The organism is Pseudomonas sp. B611, from assembly GCF_055407965.1.
Genome location: NZ_JBUZST010000001.1, coordinates 748,438 through 760,794 on the forward strand (window position 1 = coordinate 748,438; position 12,357 = coordinate 760,794).

Here is a 12,357-nt window from a genome sequence, read left to right on the forward strand (position 1 = left end):
TTCCTCAGCGCCAGAACCCGTTGTCGAGCTGTTCGAGTTGGCGGGTCAGTTCGCTGCGGGCCTCGCGGATGCGCCGCTCGTCCTGGGTGTCGAGCACCTGCTGGAACTGCGCGGCCCAGTGGCCGAATTGTTCGCGCAGCTCGCCGAGGTTTTCCTGGTAGAGCCGTTCGAGGCGGGCGCTGAGCACGGTGTTGACCTGTTGGTCGCGCGGGTGGACCTTGAGCAGCGCCAGGGCTTGCAGGCGTTGCTGGATTTCGCCCGGGCTCAACACGCCGGGGTTGTTCTCGATCACCAGGGAGTGCTGCTCGCCGGTCAGCGGGATGTTGACCTGGGCTTCCAGCAGGCCGTTGTTATCGTAGGTGAAGCGCACCTCCAGCGAGACCTCGCCGGCCTTGCGCTTGGGCACGGCAATGTCCAGTTGGCCCAGCTCGATATTGTCTTTGACCAGGCGACTTTCGCCCTGGTAGATCTTCAGCAGCACCTGGCTCTGGTTGTCGTGCAGGGTGACCACGCTCTTGACCCGGCTCACCGGCACGCTGCTGTTGCGTTCGATCAGCGGCAGGTAGTGGCCGCTTTCGATATGGCCGCCATATTGGTGCGAGGTTTCGATGCCCAGGGTGTAGGGGCAGACGTCGGTCAGTACCACTTCTTCCAGCGCTGCCGAGCGCGCCTTGAGCGCGGCCTGGATCGCGGCGCCGTGGGCGACCACCTGGTCCGGGTCGAGGCTGATGGACGGGAAGCGCCCGAACAAACCGGCGGCGAGCTTGCGCACCAGCGGCATGCGTGTGGTGCCGCCCACCAGAAGGATTTCATCCAGGTCGCCGACACGAATCCGCGCATCGCGCAGGGCTCGCTCGATGGGCGCACGCAGGCGCTCCAGCAGGGGCGTGTAGAGCTTGGTGAGTTCTTGCTGGGTGATGGTTTTGACCCATTGCTGGCCGTCGACGCGCAGGGCGAATTCGGCGCTGTCGTCCTGGCCCAGGGCCTTGCGCACGCGCTCGGCTTCACGGCGCAGGGCGTGCAAGACGCTGCTGGTGGGCGGGAAACCTGCGGCGTGGCGCTGGCTGTCGACGAAGTGTTCCAGCAGCAGGGTGTCGAAATCTTCGCCGCCGAGGAAGTTGTCGCCGGCGCTGGCGCGTACTTCCATCACGCCGTCGAACAGCTCGATGATCGACACGTCAAAGGTGCCGCCGCCAAGGTCGAACACCAGGAACGAGGTTTCCTTGTCGCGCTGATGCAGGCCGTAGGCGAGGGCGGCTGCGGTGGGTTCGTTGATCAGTTTGTCGACGTTGAGCCCGGCCAGCTCACCGGCGATGCGCGTGGCTTTGCGTTGGCCGTCGCTGAAGTAGGCGGGCACGCTGATCACGGCGTCGGTGACGGTGTGGCCGTAGGTGCGTTCGATGTCTTCCTTGAGGCTTTTGAGCACCAGTGCCGAGAGTTCTTCGGGGCGGAACGAGCGGTCGCCCAGGCGCACTTCGGTGGCGCTGCCCATGTAGCGCTTGAACAGCGAGGTGGTCAGGTGCGGGTGGGTGTGCAGGCGCTCCTTGGCGGCCTGGCCTACCAGGATGCGGCCTTGGTCATCCAGGCCCACCACGCTGGGGGTGAGCAACTGGCCAAGGGCATTGGGCACCATCTCGGCGGCGTCACCGCGCCAGACGGCGGCGAGGCTGTTGGTGGTCCCCAGGTCGATTCCTACGATCATTACGACAAGCTCCCTCTGTGGTCTGTAAGAATCTGTGACCAATTTTATCCTGAAAGGTTGAACGAAATGCAAGGTGACGGGTTTAGGGCGGGCTTGTGTGGGCTGGCTTTTGTGGGAGCTGGCTTGCCTGCGATGCAGACACCTCGGTGTGTCAGTCATACCGAGGCGACGCTATCGCAGGCAAGCCAGCTCCCACAAAAGACACATTCAGGGCATAAAAAAACCGCTTCCGGTGAGGGAAGCGGTTTTGTCTAGCTACAGCAGCGCAATCAGAACAACTTCAGCGCCGGTGCTTCTTCTTTCAACGGCTCGTTCTTCGCGGTCTGGGCGTTCCAGCCACCGCCGAGGGCCTTGTACAGGTTGACCTCGCTGGTGAGCTGCGCCAGGCGGTCGGTGATCAGCGATTGCTGGGCACTGAACAGTTGGCGCTGGGCGTCGAGGAACGTCAGGTTGCTGTCCACGCCAATGCGGTAGCGACGCTCGGCCAGGCGGTAGTAATCCTGGTTGGCGGCGACGAAACCACGCTGGGCTTCCAGCTGTTCCTTGTAGGTCTCACGCGCGGCGAGGCCGTCGGACACTTCCTGGAAGCCGGTCTGGATGGCCTTCTCGTAGGTCGCCACGTTGATCTCTTTCTGGATCTTCGCGTAGTCCAGGCTGGCGCGCAGGCTGCCGGCGTTGAAGATCGGGATGTTGATCTGCGGGGCGAACGACCAGGTGCCCGAGCCGCCTTTGAACAGGCCGCTCAGGTCCGGGCTCAGGGTGCCGGCGTTGGCCGTCAAACTGATGCTCGGGAAGAACGCTGCACGGGCGGCGCCGATGTTGGCGTTGGCGGCCTTGAGGTTGTACTCGGCTTGCAGGATGTCGGGACGACGTTGCAGCAAGTCCGAGGGCAACCCGGCAGGCACTTCGCTGAGCAGGTTGTCCGACAGCGGCTGGCTGGCGATATTCGCCGGCAGGCCGGTGCCCAGCAGCAGGGTCAGGCTGTTTTCGTCCTGGGCCACCTGGCGGGTGTAACGCGCCAGGGCAACCCGGGCGTTTTCCACCGAGGTGCGCGCCTGGCTGAGGTCGAGGGCCGAAGCCACGCCGACTTCATTGCTGCGCGAGGTCAGCTTGTAGCTCTGCTCGAAGGCGCCGAGGGTGTCCTGGGTCAGCTTGAGGAGCTCTTTGTCAGCCTGCCAGGTCACGTAGGCCGTGGCCACGTTGGCGACCAGGCTGATCTGCGTGCTGCGTCGGGCTTCTTCGGTGGCGAAGTACTTTTGCAGGGCTTCTTCGCTCAGGCTGCGCACACGGCCGAACAGGTCCAGCTCATAGGAGCTGATCCCGAGGGTGGCCGAGTACGAGCTGGTGATGTTCGACTCGCCGGTCTGCGAGGCACGCGCCGGCACCCGCTGGCGGCTGCCGCTGCCATTGGCCGAGACGGCCGGGAACAGGTCGGCGCGCTGGATGCGGTACTGCGCGGCATAGGCGTCGATGTTCAGCGCCGCGACACGCAGGTCGCGGTTGTTTTCCAGGGCAACCTGGATCAGCTGTTGCAGGGCAGGGTCATGGAAAAACTGCTTCCAGCCCTGCTCGGCAGCGGCCTGGTTCGGCGCCTGGGCCGACGAATACGCCGGCCCCTGCGGGAACTGAGCGGCCACCGGCGCTTCAGGGCGCTGATAGTCAGGTATCAGCGAGCAGCCACTGAGCACGAATGCCGTGACGGCTAAGGAAAGGAGCGACTTGCTCATAGGCCAGCCTCTTTAGGGGTTTCAGTAGGTTCAGTCTTTTTGCGCTCGCCCGCGGCAGACACGGTTGCGAAGAACAGTGGCACCCAGAAGATCGCCAGGACAGTGGCCGTGATCATACCGCCGATAACGCCGGTACCAATCGCGTGCTGGCTGCCTGAGCCGGCGCCCGAGGAAATCGCCAGCGGCAATACGCCGAGGATGAACGCCATGGACGTCATGATGATCGGCCGCAGACGCATGCGGGATGCCTCGATGGCCGCCTCGACAATGCCTTTGCCTTGCTCGTGCAACTCTTTGGCGAACTCGACGATCAGGATGGCGTTTTTCGCCGCCAGGCCCACCGTCACCAACAAGCCCACCTGGAAGAACACGTCGTTGGACAACCCGCGCATGCTCGTGGCGATCAACGCCCCGACCACACCCAGCGGCACTACCAGCACCACCGCAATCGGGATCGACCAGCTTTCGTACAGTGCCGCGAGGCACAGGAACACCACCAGCAGCGACAGTGCGTACAGCGCTGGCGCCTGGGAGCCGGACAGGCGTTCTTCGTACGACAGACCGGTCCACGCATAGCCGACACCCGCCGGCAATTGCTTGGCGATGCGCTCGACTTCGGCCATGGCATCACCGGTGCTGTAGCCCGGTGCCGGGGTACCGAGGATTTCCATCGCCGCTACACCGTTGTAGCGCGAGAGTTTCGGCGAACCGAAGATCCACTTGCCCGAGGAAATGGCCGACATCGGCACCATCTTCCCGGAGTCGCTTCGCACGAACCACTTGTCCAGGTCTTCAGGGGACATACGGCCAGCGGCCTCGCCCTGCACGTACACCTTCTTCACCCGACCACGGTCGATGAAGTCGTTGACGTAGCTGCCACCCAGGGCAATCGCCAGGGTCTGGTTGATGCTCGACAGGGTGATGCCTTGGGCACTGGCCTTCTCGTCGTCAACGGTCAGCTCGTATTGCGGCTCATCGTTCACGCCGTTAGGACGCACGCCTGCAAGGATCTTGCTTTGTGCGGCCATACCAAGGAACTGGTTACGCGCTTCCATCAGTTTTTCGTGGCCGACGCCGCCCTGGTCTTGCAGGAACACGTCGAAACCAGTGGCGTTACCCAATTCGAGAACCGAAGGCGGCACGATGGCGAACACCATGGCGTCCTTGAAGGCACCGAAGAAGTAACCCTGGGCACGCTTGGCCACTTCGAACACCGACATGGAGGCGTCGCGTTCATCCCATGGCTTGAGCATCACGAACGCAAGGCCCGAGCTCTGGCCACGGCCGGCGAAGTTGAAACCGTTCACGGTAAACACCGACTTCACAGCCTTGCCTTCGCCTGGCTCGCCTTCCTTGTCGTTCAGCAGGAAGGCGCGCATGTCGTCGATGACTTTCTGCGTACGTTCCGCCGACGAGCCGACCGGGGTTTGCACCTGGGCAAAGATCACGCCCTGGTCTTCTTCCGGGAGGAACGCGCTTGGAATGCGGGTGAACAACCAGACCATGCCGACGACGATGACCAGGTACACAAAAAACGCTGGGAATTTGTGTTTGATCATGTTGCCCACGCCGCGCTCGTAGCTCAGTACGCCACGGTCGAAGGTGCGGTTGAACCAGCCGAAGAAACCACGCTTGGGTTGGCCGTGCTTTTCCGGGTCGATTGGCTTGAGCATGGTGGCGCACAAGGCCGGGGTGAAGATCAGGGCAACCAGTACCGACAGCGCCATCGCCGAAACGATAGTGATGGAGAACTGTTTGTAGATCACACCGGTGGAGCCGCCGAAGAAGGCCATTGGCAGCAATACCGCCGACAGCACCAGGGCGATACCCACCAGGGCGCCCTGGATCTGGCTCATGGACTTGACCGTCGCTTCTTTGGGCGACAGGTGTTCCTCGGCCATTACCCGCTCGACGTTTTCCACCACGACGATGGCGTCATCCACCAGCAAGCCGATGGCCAGGATCATGCCGAACATGGTCAGGGTGTTGATGGTGAAACCGAACGCCGCGAGGATACCGAACGTACCCAGCAATACCACCGGTACAGTCATGGTGGTGATGATGGTGGCGCGGAAGTTCTGCAGGAACAGGAACATCACCAGGAACACCAGCACGATCGCTTCGACCAGGGTGTGCACAACACCGGAGATCGACTCGGTCACAACCGGGGTGGTGTCATACGGCACCACCGCCTTCATGCCTGGCGGGAAGAACGGTTCCAGGGATGCAACCGTGGCGCGGATGGCCTTGGCGGTGTCCAGGGCGTTGGCGCCCGAGGCGAGCTTGATCGCCATACCGGAAGCCGGCTTGCCGTTGAACTGTGCACTGATGCTGTAGTTCTGGCCGCCCAGTTCGATGCGCGCAACATCACGCAGGCGAACCTGCGAACCGTCGGCGTTGACCTTCATCAGGATCTTGCCGAACTCTTCTGCGGTTTGCAGACGGGTCTTGCCGATGATGGTCGCGTTCAGCTGAGTGCCGGGCAGGGCAGGCAGGCCGCCCAGTTGGCCGGTGGCCACCTGCACGTTCTGCGCGGCGATGGCGCTGCTGACGTCTACCGGTGTCAACTGGTAGTTGTTCAGCTTGGCCGGGTCGAGCCAGATACGCATGGCGTACTGCGAACCGAAGACCTGGAAGTCACCCACACCCGCCGTCCGGGAAATCGGGTCCTGGATGTTGGACACGATGTAGTTGGACAGGTCGTCCTTGGTCATGCTGCCGTCTTCCGACACCAGACCGATCACCATCAGGAAGTTCTTCACCGACTTGGTCACGCGGATACCCTGCTGCTGCACTTCTTGCGGCAGCAGTGGGGTCGCCAGGTTCAGCTTGTTCTGTACCTGAACCTGGGCGATGTCCGGGTTGGTACCCTGGTTGAACGTCGCGGTGATGGTCATGCTGCCGTCGGAGTTACTGTCCGAGGCGACATAACGCAGGTTGTCGATACCGTTGAGCTGTTGCTCGATGACCTGCACCACGGTGTCCTGCACGGTTTGTGCGGACGCGCCTGGGTAGGTCACCTGGATGTCGATGGCGGTCGGCGCGATGGCCGGGTATTGGTTGATGGGCAACTTCAGGATCGACAGTGCCCCGACCAGCATGATCACCAGGGCAATTACCCAGGCGAAAATGGGACGGTCGATAAAAAATTTCGACATGGATTACTCCCCTTTGCCAGCAGCGGCAGCAGGAGCAGCAGAACCGGCAGGCTTGGCGTTGTCGGCGTCCTTGACCTTGACTTCGATGCCCGGCTTGATGAATTGCAGGCCTTCGGTGATCACGCGGTCACCGGCGTCGAGGCCTTTTTCCACCAGCCAGTAGGCGCCGGACGTACGGTTGGCAACCAGGGTGCGTTGCTCGACCTTGTTGTCCTTGTTCACCACCAGCGCGGTCGGGATGCCCTTGATGTCGCGGGTCACACCTTGCTGCGGCGCCAGGATGGCCTTGCTGTTCACACCGGCTTGCAGCTGGGCGTGCACGAACATGCCCGGCAGCAGGGTGTGGTCAGGGTTGGGGAACACGGCGCGCAGGGTGACCGAACCGGTGGTCTGGTCAACCGAGACTTCGGAGAATTCCAGTTTGCCGTCCTGGTTGTAGTCGGTACCGTCTTCCAGGGTCAGCTTGACCTTGGCGGCATTGGCGCCGGCTTTTTCCAGCTGGCCGCTTTCCAGATCGCGGCGCAGTTTCAGCATCTCTGCCGAAGACTGGGTGACGTCGACGTAGATCGGGTCCAGTTGCTGGATGACGGCCATGGCATCGGTCTGGCCATTGCTGACCAGCGCGCCTTCGGTCACCGAAGAACGGCCGATACGCCCGGAGATCGGCGCAAACACTTTGGTGTAGCGCACGTTGATCTGGGCGGTTTGCAGGTTGGCTTCGGCGGTCATGCGGTTGGCGACGGCGGTGTCGTATTCCTGGCGGCTGACGGCTTGTTCATCGACCAACTGCTTGTAGCGGTCGGAGATGGACTTGGTCTGGGTCAGGCTGGCTTGTGCGCTTTTCAGGGTGGCGTCATACACCGACGGGTCGATCTGGTAGAGCTGTTGCCCTTCCTTCACGTCGCCGCCTTCCTTGAACAGGCGCTTGAGAATGATGCCGTTGACCTGTGGGCGAACTTCCGCAATGCGGTAGGCGGTGGTGCGGCCTGGCAGCTCGGACGTCAGGGTAAAGGCTTGCGGTTGAATGGTGACCACGCCGACCTGAGGGGTTTGAGCGGGCGGAGCCGCTTCTTCCTTTTTACATCCGCTGAGCAGCGATGCCAGGGCGACGGCAGTGACCAGAGCGGTAACAGCTGGCTTAAGTTGCATGAAGATCCTCGGGTCAGGCGCGCAGGGTGCGCACAAGAAATGTGGAAGGGTAAAAAACAAGCTGTGAGTAGATAAGTAGCTTGCTACGCAATATACTTACGTTCACGGTTGTTTGTAAACTCTTGACAGGCTTCGCGGAATGTTGACAAAGCAACGCCCAAAGCCTCGATTTCATTACGTTCGGCACCCACGATGGTGTCGTCCCACAAATATTCAGATGATCGTTAGCCGCTATTAATTGTGCGTTAACAATCGTCCCAAGTGTCCTGATTGAGGTTTTACTGCCATGGTTCGTCGCACCAAAGAGGAAGCTCAGGAAACGCGCAACCAGATTCTCCAAGCCGCCGAGCAGGCCTTCTATGAGCGCGGTGTGGCGCGCACCACCCTGGCAGACATCGCCGCGTTGGCCGGCGTGACGCGGGGCGCCATCTACTGGCACTTCAGCAACAAATCCGATTTGCTCCAAGCGTTGCTCGACACGTTGCACGAGCCGCTGGACGAACTGGCCCGAGCCAGTGAGAGCGAGGACGAACTCGACCCGCTCGGCTGCATGCGCAAGCTGTTGATCCATCTGTTTCATCAAGTGGCCCTGGACCCGAAAACCCGGCGCATCAATGAGATCCTCTTCCATAAGTGTGAATTCACCGATGAAATGTGTGACATGCGCCGTCAGCGCCAGACCCACAGCCTAGAGTGCAATCTGCGTATCGGCTTGACCCTGCGCAATGCAGTGCATCGTGGCCAGCTGCCGGAAAACCTCGACACCACCCGTGGTGCCGTGTGTATTCATGCCTATATCAACGGGCTGATTGGCCAGTGGCTGCTGGTCCCCGACAGCTTCCAACTGCATCAGGATGCTGAGCGCTGGGTCGATGCCGGGTTGGACATGCTGCGCCTGAGCCCCAGCCTGCGCAATTGAGACAAAATGCGTAATTGCATCCGGTTGTGTCAACAGTAAAGCTTAAGGAGGGTCAATCGTCCTTCTGCCTTATTTGTGGGGTGACTTTATATACGTGCTGGCCAGGGGTTGATAGGTAGCCGGCTAAGTATTTTGTAGGGATTTTGTTGCAGGGGTGTGAAGGAGTGTTTCCCGGTCTTTGAACGCTGGTTCCCACGCTCTGCGTGGGAACTCATCCTGTGACGCTCTGCGTCACTGCCTTCAACAGCGGACGCGGAGCGTCCGGGGTGGCATTCCCACGCGGAGCGTGGGAACGATCAGCCCCGGTTCTTGCGAGCCGGGGCTTTTTGCGTTTCAGGCGATCAGATCGCCAGCGTTGGGTAGTCGATGTAACCGACCGGGCCTTTGCTATAGAACGTATCCGGGCGTGCATCGTTGAGCGGCGCATCGGCTTTCAAACGTGCCGGCAAGTCCGGGTTGGCAATGAACGGTACACCCCAGGCCACTGCATCCGCTTTACCTTCGGCCAGCCACGCGTTGGCGCTGTCCTTGGTGAAGCGTTCGTTGGCGATGTACACGCCGCCAAATGCCTTCTTCAATTGCGGGCCGAGGCTGTCGCCGGCTTCTTTCTCGCGGGAGCAGATGAACGCGATACCACGCTTGCCCAGTTCGCTGGCCACGTAGGTAAAGGTTTCTGCCAGGTTGTCGTCACCCATGTCGTGGGAGTCGGCACGCGGTGCCAGGTGCACACCCACGCGGCCGGCGCCCCAGACTTCGATGGCGGCGTCGGTCACTTCCAGCAGCAGGCGTGCACGGTTTTCCAGGGAGCCGCCGTACTGGTCGGTGCGCTGGTTGGTGCTGCTTTGCAGGAACTGGTCAAGCAGGTAGCCGTTGGCGCCGTGGATTTCCACGCCGTCGAAGCCGGCGGCCTTGGCGTTCTCTGCACCGGTGCGGTAGGCGTCGACGATGTCGGCGATTTCCGCGGTTTCCAGGGCGCGCGGCGTCGGATAGTCGGCCAATGGGCGCACCAGGCTGACGTGCCCCTTGGGCTGGATCGCGCTCGGCGCCACCGGGGTTTCGCCGTTCAGGTACGACTCATGGGAGATACGGCCCACATGCCACAGTTGCAGGAAAATCTTGCCGCCTGCGCCGTGGATCGCCTTGGTCACGTTGGCCCAGCCACGCACCTGGTCGTTGGACCAGATGCCCGGCGTGTCCGGGTAACCCACGCCCAGCGGCGTCACCGAGGTGGCTTCGCTGAGGATCAGCCCGGCGGAAGCTCGTTGCACGTAATACTCGGCCATCAACGCGTTGGGCACGCGACCGGCGTCGGCACGGCAGCGGGTCAGCGGCGCCATGATGATGCGGTTGGACAGTTCCAGGTCGCCCAGTTTGATCGGGTCGAAAATAGTCGTCATGGGAAAACACCTTTCTCTTTGAAGTTGATCAGTGGGTCGCAGGGGCCAGGTCGGCGTCGCCGTTCTGACGGAAAGTAATCAAGGTCACCAGCAGCGCGAGGATCGCCAGGGCACCGGCGGCCAATGGCACGCTGGTCAGGCCGAAACCGTGGGCAATCACACTGCCGCCGACCCAGGCACCGAGGGCGTTGCCGATGTTGAAGGCGCCGATGTTCAGGGTGGACACCAGGTTCGGCGCCGCCTTGCCAAAGGTCACCACGTTGATTTGCAACGCTGGCACGGCGGCGAACGCGGCGGTGGCCCACAGGAACAGGGTGATTTCCGTCGGGATCACGGCGATGCTGGTCCAGGTCAGCGCGGTGGAGATCACCGCCATGCTGATAAACACGCCGATCAAGGTGGCTGCCAGGCGCTTGTCCGCCAGCTTGCCGCCGATGATGTTGCCCAGGGTCAGGCCCAGGCCGATCAGCAACAGGGTCCAGGTCACGCCTTTGGGCGAGATGCCGGTGACGTCGCCCAGCAGCGGCGCGACGTAGGTGAAGAGGGTGAACATCGACGCGGAGAACAGTGCGGTCATGGTCAGCGACAACCAGATACCGGCGCCTTTAAGAGCCGCCAGTTCGGCGCGCATGTCGAGTTTTTCTTCGTCACGCTTGGCCGGCAGGAAGCGGATCAGGCCGATCAGCGCCACCACACCAATCACGGTGACCGCCCAGAACGTCGAGCGCCAGCCCGCCGCCTGGCCCAGTGCGGTGCCCAGCGGCACGCCGAGGACGTTGGCCAGGGTCAAACCGGTAAACATCAAGGCCACGGCCGACGCGCGCTTGTTGGCCGGCACCAGGTTGGCCGCGACCACCGAGCCGATCCCGAAGAACGCACCGTGGCACAGCGCGGTGACTACCCGGGCAAACATCAGCACGTTGTAGTCACTGGCCAGGGCGCAGAGCAGGTTGCCGACGATAAAGATGCCCATCAACGCTACCAGTGCAGCCTTGCGCGGCAGCTTGGCGGTAGCCAGTGCCATGAACGGCGCACCAATGGCCACGCCGAGGGCGTAGCCGGTGACCAGCCAGCCGGCGCCGGGGATCGACACACCGAGGTCCGCCGCCACATCGGGCAACAGGCCCATGATGACGAACTCGGTGGTGCCGATGGCGAAGGCGCTCAGGGCCAGTATGAGTAGCGAGAGGGGCATTATCGTTTCCTTGTTACAGCGGTGCGCTGAGTTCGGTGATGAGCGCATCGAGGAACGCTTGGATCGTTTCCTCGTTGCGTTTGAAAAAGTGCCACTGCCCGGCCTTCTGGCTGCTGATCAAACCCGCGCGTTGCAACGTCGCCAGGTGGGCCGACACGGTGGACTGGGACAAGCCGCAGCGTTGGTCGATCTGCCCGGCACAGATGCCGTATTCGTGGTTGTGCAGTTGCTCGGGGAATTGCACTTTCGGGTCTTTCAGCCAGTTGAGGATGTCTCGCCGTACTGGGTGCGCCAGGGCTTTTATTATTTCGTCGAGGTCGATGGACATGGCAGGTGCTCGGTGTCTTGAAACGTTATATCGCGATGAGGCGAACCTTAAATCGTTATATTCCGATATGCCAATATGAATTGGGTCTTAAACGAGATCAAATCGGTATATCGGGTTATAACGATACGTTGACGGCAGTGCTAAACTGCGCGCCATGAATTATCTCGCACATCTGCACCTGGGCGGCCAACTTCCTGCACAACTGCTGGGCAGCCTCTATGGCGATTTCGTCAAGGGCCGCCTGCAAGGCCAATACAGCCCGCAAATCGAAGCGGCGATCCAGCTGCACCGTTCCATCGACCGGTTTACCGACAGCCACCCGTTGGTGGGGGAGGCGTTGTCGCGCTTCAGCCTCACCCGCAGGCGTTACGCCGGGATCGTCCTCGATGTGTTTTTCGATCACTGCCTGGCGCGGGACTGGGCGCTGTACGCCGACCAGCCGCTGGAGCGCTTCACCGCGCAGGTGTACCGCGTGCTGGCGGCCGAGCCACAGTTGCCGGGGCGGCTGGCGCAGATTGCGCCCTGGATGGCGGCAGATGATTGGTTGGGGTCTTATCGCGAGTTTGCGGTGATGGAACAGGTGTTGCGCGGGATTTCGCGGCGGTTGTCGCAGCCTGAGGAGTTGGGGTTTGCGATGCAGGAATTGCGTGAGTTGTATGAGCCGTTGAGCGAAGACTTCCGCGTGTTCTACCCCGAGTTGCAGACGTTTGCACAAACCCAACTGACGACTGAGATCTAAATGTGGGAGCAGGCAAGCCAGCTCCCACATTTTGGACTGTGTT

The 12,357-nt window shown here is 61.7% G+C and carries 9 protein-coding genes; 2 read left to right on the plus strand and 7 right to left on the minus strand.

Translation table 11 applies throughout. The features are described from left to right. Positions 1-4 precede the first annotated feature (4 nt). The 4 genes from ACZRMO_RS03515 to ACZRMO_RS03530 form a co-directional block, all read right to left on the minus strand. On the minus strand, positions 5-1,702 hold the full coding sequence (locus tag ACZRMO_RS03515) for a molecular chaperone HscC (RefSeq protein ID WP_463971910.1): 1,698 nt from the start codon (positions 1,700-1,702) through the stop codon (positions 5-7). A gap of 269 nt (positions 1,703-1,971) precedes the next feature. Continuing rightward, on the minus strand, positions 1,972-3,429 hold the full coding sequence (adeC, locus tag ACZRMO_RS03520) for an AdeC/AdeK/OprM family multidrug efflux complex outer membrane factor (RefSeq protein WP_463971911.1): 1,458 nt from the start codon (positions 3,427-3,429) through the stop codon (positions 1,972-1,974). Continuing rightward, the gene (locus ACZRMO_RS03525; RefSeq protein WP_463971912.1) at positions 3,426-6,587 is read right to left on the minus strand and encodes an efflux RND transporter permease subunit; all 3,162 of its coding nucleotides are present in this window, start codon (positions 6,585-6,587) and stop codon (positions 3,426-3,428) included. Before ACZRMO_RS03525 ends, adeC begins: the two co-directional genes overlap by 4 nt. 3 nt (positions 6,588-6,590) lie before the next feature. Further along, the gene (locus tag ACZRMO_RS03530) at positions 6,591-7,736 is read right to left on the minus strand and encodes an efflux RND transporter periplasmic adaptor subunit (RefSeq protein WP_124525943.1); all 1,146 of its coding nucleotides are present in this window, start codon (positions 7,734-7,736) and stop codon (positions 6,591-6,593) included. A gap of 286 nt (positions 7,737-8,022) precedes the next feature. Here ACZRMO_RS03530 and ACZRMO_RS03535 point away from each other — a divergent pair, with 286 nt between their 5' ends. Next, positions 8,023-8,655 carry a TetR family transcriptional regulator gene (locus ACZRMO_RS03535; protein WP_463971913.1) on the plus strand — a complete coding sequence of 211 codons (633 nt, stop codon included), beginning with the start codon at positions 8,023-8,025 and terminating at the stop codon, positions 8,653-8,655. A 341-nt stretch (positions 8,656-8,996) separates the two neighbouring features. Here the strand turns inward: ACZRMO_RS03535 and ACZRMO_RS03540 are convergent, their stop codons facing one another. From ACZRMO_RS03540 to ACZRMO_RS03550, 3 genes are read right to left on the minus strand one after another with little or no spacing between them, the layout of a single operon-like run. Beyond that, positions 8,997-10,052 (minus strand): alkene reductase, encoded by a 1,056-nt coding sequence (locus tag ACZRMO_RS03540; RefSeq protein WP_124525941.1) that lies wholly within the window; start codon positions 10,050-10,052, stop codon positions 8,997-8,999. Between the two features lie 28 nt (positions 10,053-10,080). Continuing rightward, positions 10,081-11,247 carry an MFS transporter gene (locus ACZRMO_RS03545; protein WP_207046967.1) on the minus strand — a complete coding sequence of 389 codons (1,167 nt, stop codon included), beginning with the start codon at positions 11,245-11,247 and terminating at the stop codon, positions 10,081-10,083. Between the two features lie 13 nt (positions 11,248-11,260). Continuing rightward, on the minus strand, positions 11,261-11,575 hold the full coding sequence (locus ACZRMO_RS03550) for an ArsR/SmtB family transcription factor (RefSeq protein ID WP_017736896.1): 315 nt from the start codon (positions 11,573-11,575) through the stop codon (positions 11,261-11,263). Between the two features lie 154 nt (positions 11,576-11,729). Between ACZRMO_RS03550 and ACZRMO_RS03555 the strand changes: the two genes are divergently transcribed. Then, positions 11,730-12,314, plus strand: a complete 585-nt coding sequence (locus ACZRMO_RS03555; RefSeq protein WP_463971914.1) for an acyl carrier protein phosphodiesterase — start codon at positions 11,730-11,732, stop codon at positions 12,312-12,314. Positions 12,315-12,357: the final 43 nt, after the last annotated feature.

Excerpts from the sequence above, each read along its gene's own strand:
- ACZRMO_RS03555 (WP_463971914.1), top strand. The coding sequence starts at position 11,730 with ATGAATTATCTCGCACATCTGCACCTGGGCGGCCAACTTCCTGCACAA.
- ACZRMO_RS03550 (WP_017736896.1), bottom strand. The coding sequence starts at position 11,575 with ATGTCCATCGACCTCGACGAAATAATAAAAGCCCTGGCGCACCCAGTA.
- ACZRMO_RS03540 (WP_124525941.1), bottom strand. The coding sequence starts at position 10,052 with ATGACGACTATTTTCGACCCGATCAAACTGGGCGACCTGGAACTGTCC.
- ACZRMO_RS03535 (WP_463971913.1), top strand. The coding sequence starts at position 8,023 with ATGGTTCGTCGCACCAAAGAGGAAGCTCAGGAAACGCGCAACCAGATT.
- adeC (WP_463971911.1), bottom strand. The coding sequence starts at position 3,429 with ATGAGCAAGTCGCTCCTTTCCTTAGCCGTCACGGCATTCGTGCTCAGT.
- ACZRMO_RS03530 (WP_124525943.1), bottom strand. The coding sequence starts at position 7,736 with ATGCAACTTAAGCCAGCTGTTACCGCTCTGGTCACTGCCGTCGCCCTG.
- ACZRMO_RS03545 (WP_207046967.1), bottom strand. The coding sequence starts at position 11,247 with ATGCCCCTCTCGCTACTCATACTGGCCCTGAGCGCCTTCGCCATCGGC.
- ACZRMO_RS03525 (WP_463971912.1), bottom strand. The coding sequence starts at position 6,587 with ATGTCGAAATTTTTTATCGACCGTCCCATTTTCGCCTGGGTAATTGCC.
- ACZRMO_RS03515 (WP_463971910.1), bottom strand. The coding sequence starts at position 1,702 with ATGATCGTAGGAATCGACCTGGGGACCACCAACAGCCTCGCCGCCGTC.